22 protein-coding genes, 1 tRNA gene, 1 pseudogene and 1 riboswitch are annotated in these 19,622 nt (G+C 65.1%); of the genes and pseudogenes, 8 read left to right on the top strand and 16 right to left on the bottom strand.

Features of this window, described 5'->3' with window-relative positions:
* Positions 1 to 2: 2 nt before the first annotated feature.
* The 4 genes from AmiPiv_RS18125 to AmiPiv_RS18110 are packed head-to-tail and all read right to left on the bottom strand — an operon-like array spanning position 3 to position 3,978.
* Positions 3 to 1,295 (bottom strand): cytosine deaminase, encoded by a 1,293-nt coding sequence (locus AmiPiv_RS18125; protein ID WP_340038893.1) that lies wholly within the window; start codon positions 1,293 to 1,295, stop codon positions 3 to 5.
* Positions 1,296 to 1,297: 2 nt separating this feature from the next.
* The gene (locus tag AmiPiv_RS18120; protein WP_340038892.1) at positions 1,298 to 2,149 is read right to left on the bottom strand and encodes an ABC transporter permease; all 852 of its coding nucleotides are present in this window, start codon (positions 2,147 to 2,149) and stop codon (positions 1,298 to 1,300) included.
* On the bottom strand, positions 2,136 to 2,960 hold the full coding sequence (locus AmiPiv_RS18115) for an ABC transporter ATP-binding protein (RefSeq protein ID WP_340038891.1): 825 nt from the start codon (positions 2,958 to 2,960) through the stop codon (positions 2,136 to 2,138). The genes AmiPiv_RS18120 and AmiPiv_RS18115 overlap by 14 nt, the downstream gene beginning before the upstream one ends.
* A gap of 13 nt (positions 2,961 to 2,973) precedes the next feature.
* The gene (locus tag AmiPiv_RS18110; RefSeq protein WP_340038890.1) at positions 2,974 to 3,978 is read right to left on the bottom strand and encodes an ABC transporter substrate-binding protein; all 1,005 of its coding nucleotides are present in this window, start codon (positions 3,976 to 3,978) and stop codon (positions 2,974 to 2,976) included.
* 261 nt (positions 3,979 to 4,239) lie between these two features.
* On the opposite strand from AmiPiv_RS18110, the gene AmiPiv_RS18105 reads away from it, so the two are divergent.
* The gene (locus AmiPiv_RS18105; protein WP_340038889.1) at positions 4,240 to 4,623 is read left to right on the top strand and encodes a RidA family protein; all 384 of its coding nucleotides are present in this window, start codon (positions 4,240 to 4,242) and stop codon (positions 4,621 to 4,623) included.
* Positions 4,624 to 4,682: 59 nt separating this feature from the next.
* A complete protein-coding gene (locus AmiPiv_RS18100) occupies positions 4,683 to 5,480 on the top strand; it encodes a creatininase family protein (protein WP_340038888.1) in 798 nt (265 codons plus the stop codon).
* Here AmiPiv_RS18100 and AmiPiv_RS18095 read toward each other — a convergent pair.
* Positions 5,477 to 5,992 carry a tyrosine phosphatase family protein gene (locus AmiPiv_RS18095; protein WP_340038887.1) on the bottom strand — a complete coding sequence of 172 codons (516 nt, stop codon included), beginning with the start codon at positions 5,990 to 5,992 and terminating at the stop codon, positions 5,477 to 5,479. The two genes, AmiPiv_RS18100 and AmiPiv_RS18095, sit on opposite strands and share 4 nt — an antisense overlap.
* Positions 5,989 to 7,035: a threonine-phosphate decarboxylase CobD gene (cobD, locus tag AmiPiv_RS18090; RefSeq protein WP_340038886.1), complete on the bottom strand. Its 1,047-nt coding sequence runs from the start codon at positions 7,033 to 7,035 to the stop codon at positions 5,989 to 5,991. The genes AmiPiv_RS18095 and cobD overlap by 4 nt, the downstream gene beginning before the upstream one ends.
* Between cobD and cbiB the strand changes: the two genes are divergently transcribed.
* Positions 7,034 to 7,999, top strand: a complete 966-nt coding sequence (gene cbiB, locus AmiPiv_RS18085; protein WP_340038885.1) for an adenosylcobinamide-phosphate synthase CbiB — start codon at positions 7,034 to 7,036, stop codon at positions 7,997 to 7,999. The genes cobD and cbiB overlap by 2 nt on opposite strands.
* A 14-nt stretch (positions 8,000 to 8,013) precedes the next feature.
* On the opposite strand, the gene cobO is transcribed toward cbiB, so the two are convergent.
* The 6 genes from cobO to AmiPiv_RS18055 all read right to left on the bottom strand — a co-directional run bounded on the left by cobO (position 8,014) and on the right by AmiPiv_RS18055 (position 11,355).
* Positions 8,014 to 8,631 (bottom strand): cob(I)yrinic acid a,c-diamide adenosyltransferase, encoded by a 618-nt coding sequence (cobO, locus tag AmiPiv_RS18080; protein ID WP_340038884.1) that lies wholly within the window; start codon positions 8,629 to 8,631, stop codon positions 8,014 to 8,016.
* A 1-nt stretch (position 8,632) separates the two neighbouring features.
* Positions 8,633 to 9,142, bottom strand: coding sequence for a bifunctional adenosylcobinamide kinase/adenosylcobinamide-phosphate guanylyltransferase (gene cobU, locus AmiPiv_RS18075; protein WP_340038883.1), 510 nt, complete (start codon positions 9,140 to 9,142; stop codon positions 8,633 to 8,635).
* A complete protein-coding gene (locus AmiPiv_RS18070; RefSeq protein WP_340038882.1) occupies positions 9,135 to 9,902 on the bottom strand; it encodes a CbtA family protein in 768 nt (255 codons plus the stop codon). The genes cobU and AmiPiv_RS18070 overlap by 8 nt, the downstream gene beginning before the upstream one ends.
* 15 nt (positions 9,903 to 9,917) lie before the next feature.
* Positions 9,918 to 10,097, bottom strand: a complete 180-nt coding sequence (locus AmiPiv_RS18065) for a CbtB domain-containing protein (RefSeq protein WP_340038881.1) — start codon at positions 10,095 to 10,097, stop codon at positions 9,918 to 9,920.
* 36 nt (positions 10,098 to 10,133) lie between these two features.
* A riboswitch (cobalamin riboswitch) is annotated at positions 10,134 to 10,327 on the bottom strand.
* A gap of 67 nt (positions 10,328 to 10,394) precedes the next feature.
* The gene (locus AmiPiv_RS18060; RefSeq protein ID WP_340038880.1) at positions 10,395 to 11,084 is read right to left on the bottom strand and encodes a gamma-glutamylcyclotransferase; all 690 of its coding nucleotides are present in this window, start codon (positions 11,082 to 11,084) and stop codon (positions 10,395 to 10,397) included.
* A 46-nt stretch (positions 11,085 to 11,130) separates the two neighbouring features.
* Positions 11,131 to 11,355, bottom strand: a complete 225-nt coding sequence (locus AmiPiv_RS18055; RefSeq protein ID WP_340038879.1) for a hypothetical protein — start codon at positions 11,353 to 11,355, stop codon at positions 11,131 to 11,133.
* 89 nt (positions 11,356 to 11,444) lie between these two features.
* Here AmiPiv_RS18055 and AmiPiv_RS18050 point away from each other — a divergent pair, with 89 nt between their 5' ends.
* Positions 11,445 to 12,443 carry a heparan-alpha-glucosaminide N-acetyltransferase gene (locus AmiPiv_RS18050; RefSeq protein WP_340038878.1) on the top strand — a complete coding sequence of 333 codons (999 nt, stop codon included), beginning with the start codon at positions 11,445 to 11,447 and terminating at the stop codon, positions 12,441 to 12,443.
* A complete protein-coding gene (locus tag AmiPiv_RS18045; protein ID WP_340038877.1) occupies positions 12,440 to 12,916 on the top strand; it encodes a methyltransferase family protein in 477 nt (158 codons plus the stop codon). Before AmiPiv_RS18050 ends, AmiPiv_RS18045 begins: the two co-directional genes overlap by 4 nt.
* 30 nt (positions 12,917 to 12,946) lie before the next feature.
* On the opposite strand, the gene AmiPiv_RS18040 is transcribed toward AmiPiv_RS18045, so the two are convergent.
* The 3 genes from AmiPiv_RS18040 to AmiPiv_RS18030 form a co-directional block, all read right to left on the bottom strand.
* Entirely contained in the window at positions 12,947 to 13,333 is a 387-nt protein-coding gene (locus AmiPiv_RS18040; RefSeq protein ID WP_340038876.1) for a MerR family transcriptional regulator, read from the bottom strand.
* A gap of 145 nt (positions 13,334 to 13,478) precedes the next feature.
* A complete protein-coding gene (gene mgtE, locus AmiPiv_RS18035; protein WP_340038875.1) occupies positions 13,479 to 14,906 on the bottom strand; it encodes a magnesium transporter in 1,428 nt (475 codons plus the stop codon).
* 128 nt (positions 14,907 to 15,034) lie between these two features.
* Positions 15,035 to 15,457 (bottom strand): MerR family transcriptional regulator, encoded by a 423-nt coding sequence (locus AmiPiv_RS18030; protein ID WP_340038874.1) that lies wholly within the window; start codon positions 15,455 to 15,457, stop codon positions 15,035 to 15,037.
* A gap of 71 nt (positions 15,458 to 15,528) precedes the next feature.
* On the opposite strand from AmiPiv_RS18030, the gene AmiPiv_RS18025 reads away from it, so the two are divergent.
* Positions 15,529 to 17,814 (top strand): heavy metal translocating P-type ATPase, encoded by a 2,286-nt coding sequence (locus AmiPiv_RS18025; RefSeq protein WP_340038873.1) that lies wholly within the window; start codon positions 15,529 to 15,531, stop codon positions 17,812 to 17,814.
* A 224-nt stretch (positions 17,815 to 18,038) separates the two neighbouring features.
* Here the strand turns inward: AmiPiv_RS18025 and AmiPiv_RS18020 are convergent.
* Positions 18,039 to 18,123: transfer RNA gene (locus tag AmiPiv_RS18020), tRNA-Leu, on the bottom strand.
* Positions 18,124 to 18,330: 207 nt separating this feature from the next.
* Between AmiPiv_RS18020 and lipB the strand changes: the two genes are divergently transcribed.
* Both lipB and AmiPiv_RS18010 read left to right on the top strand, forming a co-directional pair.
* Positions 18,331 to 19,071 (top strand): lipoyl(octanoyl) transferase LipB, encoded by a 741-nt coding sequence (gene lipB / locus AmiPiv_RS18015; protein WP_340038872.1) that lies wholly within the window; start codon positions 18,331 to 18,333, stop codon positions 19,069 to 19,071.
* 436 nt (positions 19,072 to 19,507) lie between these two features.
* Positions 19,508 to 19,622 (top strand): annotated as a pseudogene (locus AmiPiv_RS18010) (IS630 family transposase); the annotation flags it as partial.

Here is a 19,622-nt window from a genome sequence, read left to right as displayed (position 1 = left end):
TCTCACCCCATCAGATCGTCGAGTTCGGAATAGTCGGGCAGTGCTGCATCGATCGGCCTTCCGTCGCGCACGACGATCCGGTCCGACTCCGGCCGCGACAAAAGCTCGGTCCAGTTACGGCCCTTGAAGATGATGAAGTCGGCCGGACCGCCCACCGCGAGCACGCCCGCGCCGTCGAGCCGCATCACCCCAGCCGGCGTTGCGGCAACCGCCATCGGCCAGTCGGCCACGGGATGGTCGAAATGCAGGATGCGCGTCGCCATGCGATAGACCTCGAGCATGTCGAGATCGCCATAGGCGTAGAAGGGATCGCGCACATTGTCGGAGGCGACGCTCACCGGAATGCCGCGCGCTTTCATCTCGTGCAGCAGCGTCACACCGCGCCAGCGCGGCGTCGTCGCGTCATGCCGCCGGTCCTGCAGATAGAGATTGCACATCGGTAGCGAAACGACGGCAATCCCGGCCTTGGCGACCTCGTCCAGCGTGCCGAGAACCTCCTCGTCAGGCTGGCGCGCCAGCGAACAGCAGTGGCCGACGAGGATCTTGCCCTCGAAACGATGTCGCAGGGCGGCCGCGGCGATCCTGCGCAGCGACACGGCGCCGACGTCGTCCGTCTCGTCGGCGTGGAAGTCGAGATCGAGGCCGTGTTCGGACGCAGCCCGGAACATGACGTCGAGCAACTCGTCGAGGTCGGGCATCATGTATGTCACCGCGCCCAGCACGCCATGTGCCCCGGCGACGCGACGCGCCATGCCGGCGAACCAGCCCCGGTCGCGCACCTCCTCGATGCCGAACAGGCAGGCGGCCTGCAACTCGATGCGGCCGCGCCAGCGTTCGCGCATCGCCTCGAAGACCGGCCAGGAAATTTCCTCCTGCGGCACCACGCTGTCGAGATGCGTGCGCATCGCCTTGGTGCCGTGCGCGTAGGCGGTGCGCAGCGAGAAATCCATGCGGCGCGCCACGTCCTCGGCGCTCCAGCGCGCCGCGCGGTCGGTCCCCGTCGCGGCCAGCGCGCCCATGAACGAACCGTCAGGGTTGGGCTGGCGCGGCCAGATGTGCCCCTTGTCGATGTGGGTGTGGCAGTCGACGAAACAAGGCAGGACGATGCGGCCCTTCAGGTCGAACCCGCCCGCAACGTTCGCCGCCGCTCCGATGCGGGCGATCCTGCCGTCCGCCACCGCGATGTCGACCAGCGCAAACCCGTCGCCGTCGACCGCCAGGGAAAGGCCAGGCGCGAGCGACGAATGGATGCGCGCATTGGACAGACGGTAGGTTCTGGAATTCGAAAAGGTCACGGCTAGCGCTCCTGCTTGAGCGCGCTTTCGTGCCAGCGCCGCAGGATGAGATGGGAAACCAGCGACAGCACGAGGAAGATCAGGATACCTGTCACCGAGATGAGGATAAGAGCTGCAAAGAGGCGCGGCGCGTTGAGCCGGTAGCCGGCCTCGATGATGCGCGAGGCGAGCCCCGATGATTGGCCCGAGGCGCCGGCGACGAATTCGGCGACCACCGCACCGATCAGCGACAGGCCGCCGGCGATCTTCAGGCCGCCGAGGAAATAGGGCATCGCCGCCGGCAGGCGCAGGTGCCACAGCTGTTGCCAGCGCGTCGCGCCGTTCATCTTGAACAGGTCGCGCAGGTTGCGGTCGACCGAATTGAGGCCAAGCGTCGTGTTCGACAGGATCGGGAAGAACGCGACGATCCAGGCGCAGAGCAGCAGCTTGGCCGTCTGGTTGTCGACATAGATGTTGATGAGCGGGAAAATCGCCACGATCGGCGTCACCTGCAGCACGACCGCGAAGGGGAAGAACGACATCTCCACCCATTTCGATTGGGCGAACAGCACCGCAAGCCCCACGCCGCCGACGACGGCGAGCAACAGGCTGAGGAAGGTGATCCTGAGCGTCACCAGCAGCGACGAAAACAAAAGCGGCGCGTCCTTGAAGAGCGTGTCCAGCACCACACCCGGCCGCGGCAGGATGTATTGCGGGATCTCGTTCCACACACAGATGCGGTCCCACAGCCAGATGGAGAGCACCATGATCGCCAGCGGCAAAAGCCACTTGCCCAGGCGCTCCAGCCGCTCGGCGCGGACGCGCCTGGCTTCCTCCGGGTCGAGCACGGCGCCTGCCTGTTCAATGATCGTCATGGCTCGCCCCACCCTTGGAATGGATAGCCGAGGAAAGCACGGCGGACGCGCGCCGGCAAAGTGCTGCGTAGTCGATGGAGGTGCGGAACGTCTCGTCCCGGGGATAGGGCGCGTCGACCGCGAACTCCTCGAACACCCGCCCCGGCCGCGCCGCCATCACCACGATCCGGTTCGCCAGGAACACGCTCTCGAACACGCTGTGGGTGACGAAGACCACGGTGAAGCGCTCGTCCTGCCAAAGCTCCAGCAGGTCGTTGTTGAGGCGGAAGCGCGTGATCTCGTCGAGCGCGGCAAACGGCTCGTCCATGAGCAGCAGCCGCGGCTTGGTGACCAGCCCCCGCGCGATCGAGACGCGCATCTTCATGCCGCCGGAGAGTTCGCGCGGCACCGCCGTCTCGAAGCCGGCGAGATGGACCCGCTCCAGCATTTCCATCACCGCCGGTCGCGCCGCCTCCCGCGACACGCCCCGAAGCCGCAGCGGCAGCCAGACATTGTCGAATACGCTTGCCCAGGGCAGCAGCGTCGGCTCCTGGAAGACAAAGCCGACGCAGTCGTCTCCGAGGGCCTTATGCCAGTCGAGCGCGCCCGAACTCGGGGAAGACAGCCCGGCGATGATGCGCAAGGCCGTCGACTTGCCGCAGCCGGACGGTCCGAGCAGGCTGACGAAGTCGCCTTCCCGGACCGTCAGGTCGACGTCGCGCAATGCGACGACGCCGTTCGAGAAGCTTTTCCCGACGCCGCGCAGGACGAGCAGCGGATTGCCGCCCTCCACTGCCCCGGTTCTTGCGATGCTGGTCTGCTGGGGCATCATGTTTCGGCTGGCTTCACTTCCTGAGGTCGAGGCCGACACCCTTGTTGACGAAGTCGAGTGTATAGGCCTTCTTGATGTCGATCCCGTCGGGGATGACCTTGGCCTTCACCATCTTGTCGTAGAAGCTCTTGATCCGCTCGTCGGTCATGGCGCCGATGCCGAGCTTCTCCGTGTCGCCCGAATCGACGATGCCGTACTTCTTCATCTGCTCGATGGAGAAGCCGATCTGCTCGTCGGTAATGTCCGGATTGTCCTTCTTGATCATCTCGTTGGCGGCCTTGTTGTCGCCGTAGAGGTAATTGTACCAGCCCTTGGCCGAGCCATCGACGAAGCACTGCACCACCTGCGGGCGCTCGTCTATCGTCTTCTGCATCGCTTCGATCGTCGTGGCGTAGGTGTCGAAACCGTAGTCGGCCAACAGGAAGACGTTGGGCTTGAAGCCGCCCTCCTTTTCCACCGCAAAGGGTTCGGATGTGACATAGCCCTGCTGGATCGACTTCGGATTGGCGATGAAGGGTGCGGGATTGAAGGTGTAGGGTACGCGCTTGGAGACGTCGAAGCCGTGGTCGGTCGCCATCCACAGCAGGAAGCTCTGGGCGCCTTCGTCGCCGACGATGTACTGCTCGGCCTTCGGCAGGTCCTCCCACTTGTCCAGTCCCTGGCCGGGATGCGACATCACCACTTGCGGCTCCTTCTGGAACGACGCCGCGACGATGCGGAGCGGAATGTTCTGCTGAACGGCGTCGAACGCCTGGAGCAGGTTGCCGCCCATGTAGAAATCGATCTTGCCGGCGAGCAGCAACGGACGTCCGCTGACCTGCGGCCCGCCCTGGGCGATCGTCACGTCGAGGCCGCAGGCCGCATAGGTGCCGTCGGCGACGGCCTGGTAGTAGCCGCCGTGCTCGGCCTGGGCGAGCCAGTTGGTCATGAAGGTGACCTTCTCGGCCGCAGCCGCCCCGAACGAAGCGGCGACAAGCACCACCGACGCCCCTGCCGACATTTTCAGAAATTCGCTCATAAGCACCACCCTCCGTTAGCCCCTGCCCGCCGAGCCGGGGTCATGACCGCCACGTTGCTTCAAGCAAGGCACATGCCAATGTCGATCCGCGCCGGCTGCCTGGGTTTGGCTTCGACATGCGCGGAAAGGCCGGATGGTGCATGCCTTCGGAACGGCACAGTGCCTATTTTTCAGGCGCCTGTCCATGACGCGCTGATCGGCGCAGGGTATCTTGAAACGAAGGTGGTGACCGCTTTAGGCTCCACTTGAATGGAGAGCCCTATGTTGAGATTTCTGCTGCCCAAATCGATCAAGCCGCCATTCGCGCGCTACAGCCACGGCGTCGAGGTTCCGGCCGGCAAGCGGCTCGTGCTGTGCTCCGGCCAACTCGGCATCGGCCTCGACGACACGGTGCCCGAGGACGCAGGCGCGCAGGCCGAACTCTGCTTCCGCAACATCTCCGCAATTCTCGGCGAGGCGAGCCTGACCCTCAACGACGTCGTGCGCATCAATGCCTATGTCACGGACCGGATCCACATGCGCCCCTACATGGACGTGCGCGACAAGCTGTTCTCCGACCCGGCCCCGGCTTCGACGCTGATGATCGTGTCCGGCTTCACCCGGCCGGAGTTCAAGGTCGAAGTCGAGGTGATCGCCGCGGGTTGATTGCGTCGGCCCGGCCCAGGACGTAGATCGTCAACAACATCGAGGAAGAGGATCGGACGATGGCGGGAAAGAGAAGATGGTGGGGCGACTACAGGACCACCGAATATGCATCGATCGATCCCGAGAACACCATCGCAGTGCTTCCGGTCGCGGCGATCGAGCAGCACGGGCCGCATCTGCCCGTCTCGACCGACACGACCATCATGGCCGGCATGCTCGACGAAGTGATCGCACGCCTGCCCGACGAACTCGACGTGCGTTTCCTGCCCATCCAGGCGGTCGGCAAGTCCAATGAGCATGTCCACGCGCCGGGCACCCTCACCCTGCCTCCTTCGACGCTCATCGACGCCTGGACCGAACTCGGCGTCTCGGTCGCACGCGCCGGCATCCGCAAGTTCGTCGTCGTCAATTCGCATGGCGGCAACGAGGAGATCATGGGCATCGTCACGCGCGAACTGCGCGTGCGCTTCGACATGCTTGCGGTCAAGACGAGCTGGCAGCGTTTCGGCCGGCCGGCCGGCATGTATCCCGAGCTGGAGGACCGCCACGGCATCCACGGCGGTGACGTCGAGACCTCACTGATGCTGCATTTCCGCCCGGACCTGGTCGACATGAGCAAGGCGGAGAACTTCATCTCCAATGTCGCGCGCGCCGAGGAGGCGTTCGAGCTGCTGCGCCAGACCGGCACGCACGCCTATGCCTGGGTCGCCTCCGACCTCAACCCGCACGGCGTGGTCGGCAATGCCGCGATCGCAACTGCCGAAAAAGGCCGGCTGACTGCCGAGCACCAGGCGGAAGGCTTCGTCCGGCTCATCCACGACATCCGCAAGGCCAAACTCTCCGACTGGCTGGCCTAAAGCTCCAGGCCGAAGGGGACGCCCTCGAAACAGTCGGAGCCGCGGCCGATCGCGGCGATCGCGGCGATCATCCGGCCATTGCGTCCGAGGATCTGGTCCGCGACCGCTATCAGCCGGGGATTGGGCGTTGCGGTAGGCGACAGGCGCCGCAGGCTTGCCGCGAGTTCCGCCTCGTCGCGCGACGGCGCAAGCGCTGCCGCGATGATGTAGGCGGAGGCCGTCGAACGGCTCACGCCGGCGTAGCAGTTGATCGCCAGCGGCCGCGCGCGGTTCCAGCTTTCCGCAAAATCCAGCAGCCGGCGCACATGGATCTCGCCCGGCAGCGTCATGCCGTCCTGTTCGGCCGCGATGTCATGCATGTTCAGGAGCAGGTGATCCTCGGCGCGGAGCGACGCCGGCCGCGTCATCTCGGTGCCGGCGGAAAGCAGCGAGATGAGCCGCCCGGCGCCTACGCGAACAACGGTTTCGTCCACTTTCGACAGCGGGCAGACATGGATCGTCGAAGTGCTCATCTTGGCATCGCCTGTCGGTCTTGAGCCCAGTCGCCCAGCGCCACGTCGAGCCGCCGCCATTCGACCTCATGTCCGGGCAGGCCGCAGCGCAACTGCGTCGGCCGGTCGGCGAAGGCGCGCACGAGAATGCCCTCGCGGCCGAGCGCCCGGAACAGGCCGGCGGCGTCGGCGATGTCGACATGGCGGAACAGCGACGTGCCGCCCGTGGTGATCACGCCTGCGCGCGCGAACGCCTGGTCGAGCCGATGCGCGGCCTGAGCGAGCATCGCACGCATATCCGTTTGCCAGGCGCCATCGGACAGCGCCTTGATGCCGTATTCCAGCGCCGGCACCGCCACCGACCAGGGGCCGAGCTCTTCCTCGAGCCGTTCGGCGATCGAGCCGTGAGCAAGCGCGAAGCCGAGCCTTATTCCCGCAAGGCCATAGAACTTCCCGAAGGAACGCAGCACGACGATGCCACCCTGGTCGACATCGCCGGCGAGGCTTTCCGAGCCAGGGCCGACATCCATGAAGGCCTCGTCGACCACGAGCAGCCCACCCTTCGCCCGCATCTTCTCCGCAAGGCCGAGCAGTTCCAGGCGCGAGACCACGCGACCGGTGGGATTGTTCGGGTTGACCACGACCGCGAAGTTGGCATCGGCGAGGCGCGCAATGTCGCGGACCTCCGCCACCTCGTGACCGGCGATGGCGGCGGCTCGAGCGTGCTCCTGATATGTAGGGCCGAGCACGAAGGCGCGGCCCGGTGGCACCAGCGACGCGATGCGCGGCAAGAGGATCTGCGTGCCCGGCGCCGGCACCACGTTGGCTGCCGACGGCGCGCCATAGGCCGTCGCCGCCACCGCCGAAAGGTCACGCGCCCTTCCAGGCTCCGGCAGGCGCGACAAGGCTGTGGCGGGCAGGTCGAAAAGCGGATAGGAGTGCGGATTGATCCCGGTCGAAAGGTCGACGAACGGCTCGGGCGCTCCCGGAAACAGCGCCCTCGCCCGCTCCAGGCTGCCGCCGTGATCGACCGTCCCAGTCCTTCGTCCTGCAAGAAGCGTCATGTCTTTTCCGCTTGCCTTCCTGTCGCTTCTGGTTGAACTCGGCCTCGGCTATCCGGACCGGCTTGTGCGCAAGATCGGCCATCCGGTCATCTGGATCGGACAGCTGATATCCTTTCTCGACAAGAGCCTCAACCACGCCACCGATACCGACGCCATGCGCCGCATCTGGGGCGTGGCCGCCCTCGTCGTCATCGTTGCCGTTCCCGCCGCCACGGCATTCGCCATCGAGCGCCTGTTCGGTCTCCTGCCCTTCGGCATTCTCTTGACCGCGATCGCGGCGAGCAGCCTCGTCGCCCAGCGCAGCCTCGGCATCCACGTCCGCGCCGTGGCCGACGCGCTCGACAGCGGCGGTCTTGCCGCCGGCCGCAAGGCCGTATCCCAGATCGTCGGACGCGACCCGGAACGCCTCGACGAAGCCGGCGTCAGCCGTGCCGCCATCGAAAGCCTGGCCGAGAATTTTTCCGACGGCATCACCGCGCCCGCCTTCTGGCTGGCCGTCCTCGGCTTTGCCGGTGGCGCCGCCTACAAGGCTGCCAACACCGCCGATTCGATGATCGGCCACCGCACCAAGCGCCACGAGGCCTTCGGCTGGGCGGCCGCCCGCTTCGACGACCTCATCAACCTGCCGGCATCGCGCCTGACGGCCTTGGCAATCGTGCTCGCCGCCTTCGCAGTTCCAGGCGCGGACCCGAAGGCTGCCTGGCACGCGGTCTGGCGCGATGCGAAGCAGCACCGTTCGCCCAATGCCGGCTGGCCTGAGGCCGCCATGGCGGGCGCGCTGGGCCTGGCGCTCGCCGGCCCGCGCAGCTATGGCGGCGTGATGGTCGACGACACCTTCATGGGCGCCGGCGGCCGGCGCGAAGCCAATGCCTCGGACATCCGTGCAGCCTTGCGTCTCTATTGGACGGCCGATGCCATTCTAGTCGGCACGATCGGACTGGTCGGATTGGCCATGTGGTTCTGAAGGCGCCCTGCCGGTCAGAACTCGATCCCCTTCTGCGCCTTCACGCCCGCCGAGAAGTGGTGCTTGGTGGCACCCATTTCGGTGACGAGATCGGCCGCCTCCACCAGCGCCGGCTTGGCATTGCGGCCGGTAACGACGACATGTAGCCCTTCGCGCCGGCCCTTGAGGGCCTCAACCACAGCGTCCAGGTCGAGATAGTCATAGCGAAGCGCGATGTTGAGTTCATCGAGTACGACGAGCGAAATGCTCGGATCGGCAAGCAATTCTTGCGCCTTCGCCCATGCCGCCTCGGCAGCGGCGATGTCGCGCTTGATGTCCTGCGTTTCCCAGGTGAAGCCCTCGCCCATCGTATGCCAGACGACGCGGTCGCCGAAGGTCGCGAAAGCGTCCTGCTCGCCCGAATGCCAGGCGCCCTTGATGAACTGCACCACGCCGACCCGGTGGCCGTAGCCGAGCATGCGCAGCGCCAGTCCGAAGGCCGCCGTCGACTTGCCCTTGCCAGGCCCGGTGTTGACGATCAAAAGGCCCTTCTCGACGATGGTCTTTCCTGCCACTTCGGCGTCCTGCACCGCCTTGCGCTTGGCCATCTTGGCGCGGTGCCGCTCGGCTTTCTGGTCGTCGATGGTCTTCATGTCACTTCACCCTCATCGGCAGGCCGGCGACCAAGAACAGCACCTCGTCGGCGCCTGCCGCCACCTGTTGATTGAGCCGTCCGGCCGCGTCGCGGAAACGGCGGCCAAGCGCATTGTCCGGCACGATGCCGAGGCCGACCTCGTTGGCGACGACGAACCACGGGCCGCGCGGCCGCGCCAGAAGCCCCGCAAGGCTCGAACTTTCGACCTCGACGTCATGGTCAGCGAGCATGTGGTTGGAAAGCCAGAGGGTCAGGCAATCGACCAGCACCGTCGCACCGTCCGGGACGCTGCCGAGGGCGCCAGTGAGGTCCAGCGGCGCATCGATCGTATGCCATCCCGCGCCGCGCCGGGCGCGATGGATGTCGATGCGCTCGCGCATCTCCTCGTCATAGGCTTGCGCCGTGGCGATATAGGTCCACGGCGCGGGATGCTGGGTCGCGAGGCGCTCGGCATGCGCGCTCTTGCCGGAGCGCGCCCCGCCGAGCAGGAAGGTCAGCTTCTCAGGCAAGATGCCCGCGCAACGCTTCGCCCCGCTCACCCATGAAGCGGCCGCGCACGAAGCCTGCAACGGCACCGAGGACGACCCAGAACACGAGGTTCGATATCGTGGTGGCGACGACGAAACTGCGGTGCAGATCCACCGGGATCGGCGTCTCGTGGCTTGCCGGCTGCGGTGCGCCCACGACATGCGGCGCGACGATCAGGGCGACGCCCAGGATGGCGAGCGGCAGCGACTTGCGGAATGCGATGAGTGCGAGGCCCGCGGCGGTGGCGAGCACCGTGAGCGTCCACCAGACCTGGCGGTCGCCGAGGTCGGCGGCCGGCATTGCCGGCAGTTCCGGCGGCAGTCCCAGGCCGGGCGCGAGCGTGAACACGGCGAATCCGGCAAAGCCCCAGAACACACCCTGGCGCCAGTTGGCGATGCCACCGGCAAACTCGGAGGCCGCGACCAGGATCAGCGCGAAGGCCACGCCGCTCACCACGTTTGCAAGCGCCGTATAGGCGAAACGTTCGAAACCGTCGGCCGGCGCCCAGGCCTCCGCCTCGGGCTCCTGCGGTGGTGTCGCAGCCTGGGCGTCGGCGGCCGGGGCGGACATTTCGGTCCCGGCGGCAGGCGCCGCCATCTGGTCATGACCGCCGGCGTTCTCGTAGGTCTCCGCCTTGAAGATCAGCGGATCGGTCGAATAGGTCTGAAGCGCGGCAAGGATCACGCCGGCCAATAGGCCGCTGATCGCCGCGATGAACACGACGTTGCGAAAGACAGACATGTCGGAAGACCTTCGTCAGTGGCAGGGAAAGCCCATCGAGTGGCGGTAGTCGTGGGCGGCGTTGTGCACCACTTCCATCTGCGAGAAACCGAGGAACCCGACGAAGAACAGGCCAAGCAGTGCCGCCATGGCAAGCTGCATGTTGCGCGACTGGGCAGAAACGCCGGCGCCGATTGCGGAAGAAACAGTCGTCATGTCGATGTCCTTTCGCCCTCCACCCGAGGGCACAGAGTTCATTTCCCGTCGCCGGCAGGTCTCCTGGCTTGCGGATCGACACCCTTCCCCGCCTTCCCGAAGCAAGCTTCAGTGGCCTTTGGGGAGAGCTAACCGCACACAGTTGCGGGGGCAGCCGCGGCTTCGGGCAAAAAACGCCCTCACCGCATTCCCTCTTGATTCCAAACGGAACCGACGATGGCGGCAACTATAGAAACAAAAGCCGGGGGCGGCAAACCAAATTCCGACGCCGGGAGACGCGAATGCGGCGTCGGCCCTTTAGGCTCTCGCCGCGATCCGCTCGGCGACCAGATGCTGCAGGCGCCACAGATGCCGGTCGTGGATCGCCCGCTGCTCAAGGTTTTTCACGACATTGTACAGGTAGTCGGCGGCAGAGCCCCAGTGGCCGCAGCTCGTGGCGATGCGTTCCACCACTTCGTCCTCGGAAATGCCGCCGGCATAGGCGCGCCCCTTGCGGTTGGCGACGAAGCCGAGCGCGACAAGCGGCCCTTCCTCTGTGGAGAGCTTCAGCCAGCGCGGCGTGTAGGTCGACGGCTTGAGCGTCATCTCGCGCCGGAACAGCTTGTCCAGTTGCTGGCGGCGGTCGCCATCCATGAGCCGCAGCGCCACCCCCTTGCACTGGCCGCCTCTGTCCATGGCCATCATGAGCCCGGGCTGGGCCTTGGTGGCCCGCCAGCGGGTCATGTTCACACAGAACGAACGGTGCCAGCCGCGCACCAGCGCCACCTTCTCCTCGGTGTGCTCCACCTCCGGCTTCCAGATCAGCGACCCGTAGGCGAAGAGCCACAGCGGCCCGTCGTCCGGTCGGGCGGCCATGGTCTCCTCGATCATCCGGGCATAATCGTCTTCGCCGAGATGCTGCGCGGCAGGATCCGGCCCCTCGTCGACAACGTCACGATGGCAGCGCGCCACCAGTTCTTCCGTCAGCGACATGATGCGCCCCGTCATGGTCACCTCTTGCTACGCCCGGAATTCAATCCCTTCCGGAGAGAATTCAAAATCGCACAACCGTCAGCGCCTGCTCGGCAAGGTCGAGATGGCGGCCGTTTTCGTCGCCTGACGAGCCGAAATCGAACACAGCCACGCTGCCAGCACCGGCGTGACGGTAGCCGAATGCCAGCGCCCCGGATACAAGCTCCAGGCAGGCGTCACCCTTCAATATCCAGGTGCTGCGTCCGATGGCCGCGATTGATGCGCCATTCGCAGAAACTCTGTGCATCGGCCGCAACTCTACTCACTACCGCCTAGTTTAAACCATTATAGTACTGCATTGGCGCAAGAACGTTCCAGACCGCAAAAGTGATATCCATGACGACCCAACTGTCCGCCGACCTGGCTCCGGCCCGCTCGAAACGCATCTCGACAATCGACATCGTCCGCGGCGTCGCCTTCGTCGCCATGGCGATCTACCACTTCGCCTGGGATCTGGAGTTCTTCGGCTACATGGATCCAGGCACGACCGCCTATGGCGGCTGGAAGATATTCGCGCGCTCCATCGCCTCCAGCTTCCTCTTTCTTGTCGGTGTGAGCCTGGTGATGGCTTACACCAGGGGCTTTCATTGGGGCAGGTACTGGCGCCGCCTTGCCATGGTGGCGGCTGCGGCGCTGCTCATCACCGTGGCGACATGGTTCGCCATGCCGAACACGTTCATCTTCTTCGGCATCCTGCATCAGATCACACTCGCCAGCGTGCTCGGCCTCGCCTTCCTGCGCCTGCCGCCCCTGCTGACCCTGGTCATCGCCGTACTGGTCATCGCCGCCCCCCAGTTCCTGCGCGCGGATATCTTCAACCACCCGGCGCTGTGGTGGGTCGGCCTGTCGACCGTCGTCCCCCGCTCGAACGACTACGTGCCGCTGTTTCCGTGGTTCGGCGCGGTCCTGGCAGGCATGGGCGTCGCCGGGCTTGCACAGAGGGCCGGCCTGTTCGAGAAGCTCGCAGCATTTCAGGCAGGCGCCTGGTCACGGCCGCTGACCTTCGTCGGCCGCCACGGCCTCGCCGCCTATCTCATCCACCAGCCGGTGCTGATTTCGCTGGTCTGGGCCTTTGCACAGTTTTTCCCTGCCCAGGTCGAAACCCGGGAGGTGACGTTCCTCAGTTCCTGCCAGCTGTCCTGCGAGCAGACCCGCGACACCGAATTCTGCGCGCGCTACTGTGCATGCGTGCTCGACGACCTGCAGAAGGACGATTCGTTCGATCGCTTCTATGCCGGTGAGCAGAGCGCGGCGCTGACGACCCGCGTGCGAGAAACGACGGCCATGTGCACCGCGCGCTCGGACAGCGAAATGCAGAATGGAGGAGTGCAATGACAGATCGTTCCGCCGCTCCCAACAAGGTGCCGTGGCCGCCGATCATTTATCTTGCGACGATCGCGGTCGCGATCCTGCTTGAGGTCTTTCTCCCGCTGCCGTGGATCACCGAGCCGCTTTCCGATATTCTGTTCGCCGCCGGCGGTCTTGCAGTGGTGGCAGTCGTAGCGATCGAGATTTCGGCGATGCGCGCGCTCAAGCGCGGCAACACGACCATCAGGCCGGACAGGGCTTCCGACCATCTGGTCACCGACGGCGCCTTCGCCCTGACGCGAAACCCGATCTATTTCGGCAACACGCTGATGATGATCGGCATCGGCCTGATCGCCGGGAGCATCTGGTTCATCGCCCTGGCCCTGATTGCCGCCTTCGCGACGCAGAAACTCGCCATCGAGCGCGAGGAAAAGCACCTCCAGACCCGTTTCGGCAAGAAATACATCGACTACACGAAAAGGGTCAGGCGCTGGATCTGACCGTGCCCCTGGCGCCTGCAGCTGCAGGGGTCAAGTGGTGACGCCGAGTTCGACCAGGCGTTCGACGCAGGATTCCTCCGCCTGGTCCAGCTCGGCCAGCGTTTCTTCCAGATCGCGCCGCTTCTGCCGCAGATCCTCGCGCTTCTCCTCGATCCGCTTGATCATCAGCTTCAGCTGCCCCACTTCGCCGGGCGGTTCCTTGTACATCTGGATGATCTCGCGGATCTCGTTGATCGAGAAGCCGAGTCGCTTGCCGCGCATGATCTGGCGGATGAGATGCCGGTCCGAGGGCCGGAACAGCCGCGTCCTGCCGCGGCGAACCGGAGAGACGAGCCCCTCGTCTTCATAGAAGCGCAACGTCCGCGTCGAGATGTCGAATTCGCGGGTCAGTTCCGTGATCGAATAGTATTCCCGCATTCCCACTCCACCCGACGGGCCATGCCGCGCCGCCTCCTCACATTGCCGGGGCGGATACACCGGCCGGCAGACGGCCGCGCAGCCGGGCAAATTCTTAGACTCTGCGATTCTCGCACGCGACTTACGTAAAAGTCAATTGACGCACCTAGCCGGACTGCGCGCCAAGGTGCAGCCACCACGTGGCGAGGCTGAGAAAGGCGAGGAAGCCGATGACGTCGGTAATCATCGTCGTGAAGATGGACGACGAGATGGCCGGGTCCGCGCCCAGCTTGTCCAGGAACAGCGGAATGAGAATTCCGCCAAGCGCCGCGGCGAGCATGTTGACGATCATCGCCGAGGCGATGACGAAGCCGAGGTCGACGCTCTGGGCCCAGGTGCCGGCCACCAGCCCGAGGATCGACGCGATGACCGCGCCATTCAGAATCCCGACCATCACCTCGCGGCGGATGACGCGACCGGCATTGTAGATGTCGAGATCGCGGGTGGCGAGCGCACGCACGGTAACCGTCATCGTCTGCGTGCCGGCATTGCCGCCCAGCGAAGCCACGATCGGCATCAGCGCGGCCAGTGCCACCATCTCCTCGATGGTGGCGCCGAACATGCTGATCACCGAAGCCGAAACGAAGGCGGTGCCGAGATTGACAAGAAGCCACGGAACGCGCGAGCGCGAGGTCGCGGCCACTGTGTCCGACAGTTCCTCATCGCCCACGCCGCCCATGCGCAGCAGGTCCTCTTCGGCTTCCTGCTGGATGACGTCGACGACGTCGTCGATGGTGAGCACGCCGACCAAACGCTCGTTCTCGTCGACGACAGCGGCAGACAGGAGGTCGTATTGCTCGAACTCGCGCGCCGCCTCCTCCTGATCCATTGTCGCCGGGATGGCGTGGCGCGTCTCGTGCATCACCTCCTCGATCTTCACCGCACGCTTGTTGCGCAGGATCTGGTCGAGATCCATCGCGCCGAGCAGCTTGAAGGTCGGATCGATGACGAAGACCTGGCTGAAGCGGTCGGGAAGCTCCTTGTCGTCGCGCAGGTAGTCGATGGTCTGGCCGATGGTCCAAAACGGCGGTACCGCGACGAATTCGGTCTGCATACGCCGGCCCGCCGATTCTTCGGGGTAGTCGAGCGAGCGGCGCAGCCGGATGCGTTCGGTGAACGGCAGCTGCGCCAGGATCTCGTTCTGGTCCTCGGCGTCGAGATCCTCGAGAATATAGACCGCGTCGTCGGAATCGAGTTCTTGGACGGCCTGCGCGATCTGCTCGTTCGGCAGGTTGTCGACGATGTCGAGGCGGATCGCCTCATCGACCTCGGTCAGCGCCGAGAAGTCGAAGTCGGAGCCCATGAGCTCCACCAGCGCGAGACGCTGTTCCGGAAGCAGCGCCTCCAGAAGATCGCCGAGCTCGGACTGGTGCAGTCCGGCGGCGTCGCGTTTCAGTGTCAGCGTGTCGCGATCGGCGATCGCAGCCCCGATATGGGCTAGGAACGAGTGAAGGATTGCCCCGTCTTCGCCGTAGATCTCGGCGCCGGTGGCCTCGGCGTCAGCGCCGTGCATCTGGTTCTGCTGGGCTTCCATCGGCGCTTCCCGTCTGCGGATTTTCGGGATTCGAGGTGGGCTATCCGTAGACCGCAAAGGACCGGAATATCAAATGAAATGCGCCTCGCGGCGAGCGCCGGCCACAGCCGGTTTCAGCCCTGTCTCAATCAGGACACATGCTCTGCCGTACACTGGCCGTGGTCGGCGAGGACCTCGATGATGCGGCAGTCGCAGATACGGCCGTGGCCACATTCGTCGACCATTCGGGCAAGCTCCACCCGCAGCGCCTGAAGCTTCTCGATGCGCCTGTCGACTTCACGCAGATGCGACTTGGCGATGCTGTCGGCCTGATGACACGAGGCCTGCGGTTCCTGTGACATCGCCAGCAATTCGCGGATGTGGTCGACTTCGAAGCCGAGTTCGCGGGCATGCCGGATGAAGTTCAGCCGGTCGACCTCGGTCTTACCGTAGCGTCTTTGGTTACCTTCGGTGCGCGGCGGCGCGTCGATCAGCCCGATCTGCTCGTAGAAGCGGATCGTCGGCACCTTGACGCCCGTGCGCCGCGCCAGCTCGCCAATCGGCAAATTCATCGCAAATTCCTCTTGATCCTATAGTGGCTAGAGATTCTAGCATCGCGTCATATTGGATGAAAGGACTGATTATGAACGATGCCAGCATCGCCAAGACGCGTTTCCGCGTCGGCGGCATGGATTGCGCCTCCTGCGCAACCAAGATCGAGAATGCAGTAACCCGCCTGCCCGGCATCACCGAAGTCGGCATCTCGGTTTCAGCCGGTACCATGACCGTCTCCCACAAGGGTCAGGCTCCCACGGCGGAGATTTCTCGTCAGGTCAAGGCACTGGGCTATACGGTCGCGGAGCTCGGCGCGGCGCGGCCGAACGAAGGCAGCTCGAGCAAGCATGTGCATGGGCCGAGCTGCAGCCACGATCACGGCGCCCATGACCATGCCGGCCACGATCATTCCAAGCACGATCATTCCGACCACGGCCATGGCGATCACGGGCACGCGCACGATGATGGCACCGATACGACGGCCGGCCACGCCCATTTCGACCTCGACGAGGGTCCCTGGTGGTCGTCGCGCAAGGCGAAGCTGACCATCGCCTGCGGCGTGGCGCTCGTCGCCGCCTATGCGATCGGGCAGTTGGTGCCGCAGCTCGGCCACTGGGCCTTCCTGGTGGCGCTGGCGGTCGGTCTCGTTCCGGTGGCGCGCCGCGCCCTTGCCGCTGCACGCACCGGCACGCCGTTCTCGATCGAGACGCTGATGAGCATCGCCGCGATCGGCGCAGTCTTTATCGGCGCCACCCAGGAAGCCTCGATGGTGGTGCTGCTGTTCCTGATCGGCGAGCTTCTGGAGGGAGTGGCCGCGCGGCGCGCGCGCGCCAGCATCCGGGGGCTTGCCGACCTGGTGCCCAAGACTGCCTTGCTCGAAGAGGGCGGCACCACCCGGGAGGTGCCCGCGGAAGGCCTGAAGGTCGGATCCATTATCCTGATCCGCCCCGGCGACCGGGTCGCCGCCGACGGCACGATCGTCGAAGGCACGAGCACGCTCGACGAAGCGCCGGTAACCGGCGAAAGCGTTCCAAAATCGAAGTCCGTCGGCGACGCTGTCTTTGCCGGCACGATCAACACCGATGCAGTGCTGAAGATCAAGGTGACGGCTGCGGCAGCCGACAACACCATCGCCCGTGTCATCAAGCTGGTAGAAGAAGCGCAGGAGAGCAAGGCTCCGACCGAACGCTTTATCGACCGCTTCTCGACTTACTACACGCCGGCGGTGCTTGTGGTCGGCGCGCTCGTCGCAATCCTGCCGCCGCTCGTCGGCGGAGGCGATTGGTCGGCATGGATCTACAAGGGCCTCGCCATTCTTCTGATCGGCTGCCCGTGCGCACTGGTGATCTCGACGCCGGCCGCGATCGCCGCCGGTCTTTCGGCCGGCGCGCGCCGCGGGCTTCTGCTCAAGGGCGGCGCGGTGCTCGAAGGCATGCGCTCGGTCACCACGGTGGCGCTCGACAAGACTGGAACGCTAACCGAGGGCAAGCCCAAAGTCACCGACATCGTCAGCATCGGCCGTCCCGAAGCGAAGGTGCTCTCGCTTGCCGCGGCGCTCGAAACAGGCTCCAGCCACCCGCTGGCACTCGCCATCCTCGCCCGGGCCAAGGCAGATGGCGCGCCCGTGCCGCCGGCAATGGCTGCCAAGGCCGTCGCCGGCAAGGGTGTGACCGGCAAGGTTGGCGGCGAACAGATTTTCCTGGCCTCCCCCGGCGCCGCCGAAGCACTGGGTGCCCTTTCGTCCGAGTTGAAGCAGCGGATCGCCGCGTTCAACGCCGACGGCAAGACCGTCTCGGTGCTTTTGGTCGACGATCAGGCGGCCGGGCTGCTTGCCATGCGTGACGAACCGCGTCCCGATGCCATCGCCGCCTTGGCCAGGCTGAAGTCGGAAGGGATAGCCACCGTGATGCTGACCGGCGACAACGAGGCCACCGGGCAGGCGATCGGCAAGGGTCTCGGCATAGATGTCCGCGCCGGCCTGCTTCCAGACGACAAGCAGAACATCGTGCGCGAGCTGCAGAAAAAGGGCCAGGTGGTCGCCAAGGTCGGCGATGGCATCAACGACGCGCCCGCCCTTGCCGCCGCCGACTTCGGCATCGCAATGGGCGGCGGCACGGACGTGGCGCTCGAGACCGCCGACGCCGCCATCCTTCACGGCCGGGTTTCCGACATCCCCGACATGATTGCCCTGTCCAAGTCCGTGATGGGCAACATTGCCCAGAACATCACGATCGCGCTGGGCCTCAAGGCCGTGTTCCTGGTGACGACGATTGCCGGTCTCACCGGCCTGTGGCCGGCGATCCTCGCCGACACCGGCGCCACGGTGCTCGTGACCGCCAACGCCATGCGCCTGCTGGGCTGGCGCGGCCGCTGAGCAGCCGGCTTAGCCTGCCCGGAGCGGTCCTCCCGCTCCGGGCAGACATTCCTTGCCGAGACACGCGGCCGCCATGCGGCACAGCGCGATCCTGTATGGCAGGACAGCTCGGTAATCTCTTGGAAAATCTTCGAAAAAATCGCCTCGGCTTGGATCGGTTCCAAGCCTTTTCTCATTGCGGCCTCGTGGCAGCGCATCGAAGCGAAATGTCACTATAGAGTGACTGGTGCGGTCGAGAAGACTCGAACTTCCACGGGTTGCCCCACAGCGACCTCAACGCTGCGCGTCTACCAATTCCGCCACGACCGCACGTCACGAAAGGGCCGGTCCGAACCGGCTCGCGGCATGTAGCAAATCGTTTCCGGGGAAACAAGCGTCCTGAACAATATTCGTCCATCATTCTTGCATGCCCCAGGGGAAGACGGCGAACTTGGCCGCCAAGTGGCCGCCAGGAAGCTCCGCACTGGACCTTTCCGGCATCAGCCGCCATATCTGGCGCATCAACGGACCTTGAAAATGACCGAACGCAGCCAGATCGCCACGTCGTTCCTGCCCATGCCGGGCTCAGCCCCCGTCGAATGGCGAATCGAACCGGGGCTGACACCCTACGATCGGGCCCTCGCCTTCATGGAGGAGCGAGTCGATGCGATTCGCCAAGGCACCGCGGGCGAGATGGTCTGGCTCGTCGAGCACCCGCCGATCTACACCGCCGGCACCAGCGCACAGGAACAGGATCTCGTCGACCCCGACCGGTTTCCGGTATTTAAGTCAGGACGAGGCGGCGAATACACCTACCATGGCCCGGGCCAGCGCGTGGCCTATGTCATGCTCGACCTCAAGCGCCGGCGCGAGGACGTCCGCGCCTTTGTCGCCGCCCTCGAAGCCTGGATCATCGAGGCGCTGGCCGCCTTCAACGTGACGGGGGAACGGCGCGAGGACCGCGTCGGCGTCTGGGTCGTCAGGCCCGACCGCCCGCCCCTGCCCGACGGTACGCCCGCCGAGGACAAGATCGCCGCCATCGGTATCCGCCTGCGGCGCTGGGTGAGCTTCCACGGCATCGCCGTCAATGTCGAGCCGGACCTCGGCCATTTCTCCGGCATCGTGCCCTGCGGGGTGACCGAGCATGGCGTCACCAGCCTGGTCGACCTCGGGCTTCCCGTGCAGATGCAGGATCTCGACGTCGCGCTCAAGATCGCATTCGAGGAGATATTCGGGCCGGCCAACTCGACCGTCGACACGACCCGCAAGACTGGCTGACCAGCTTCCGGTTCAGCTGCCCGCAGCGATTGCCGAACAAAGCTGCCGGCCGTCCTGTTGGGTTACGGGGATATCCCCGCTGCCCGTCTTTCCAAACCCGGATCGGCATCCAGGCGGGCGTCCGCTTCAGAGCGCGCCGATCCACAGCGCCATGGTGACAAGGAAGGTGCTCATGCAGACCATCGAGACGACGTCCTGGATAAGATCGGTCATAACTCGCTCCTGTTTTTAATATGTTCTCAATTTGTTCTCTTTTAGTTCAAATGTCAACGCATGCCATTGCACTCCGGCCACTTCAGGTGGCGGCCAGCGAATCGACGGTAAACAAAGGATTTAGAGCGGCGGACGCTCAGATTGAATCAAGAGGGATTCCATTGAGGCAAACTTGGTGATTCACTTCCGGTAGGAGGTGATTTGCGATGCCCAAGCCTATTCGATGGATCTGCGGGAACGTGTTGTCGGTTATGTCGAGGCCGGCCGTTCACGCCGCGCGGCCGCGGCGCATTTTGGGGTGTCGGTTTCGTTCGTCGTGATCCTGATGAGGACCTATC

Origin of the sequence: Aminobacter sp. Piv2-1 (assembly GCF_037625995.1) — a bacterium.
GTDB lineage: Bacteria > Pseudomonadota > Alphaproteobacteria > Rhizobiales > Rhizobiaceae > Aminobacter.
The sequence above is the reverse complement of the archived record's forward strand: the minus strand, read 5'-3'. Positions and strand labels throughout refer to the sequence as shown.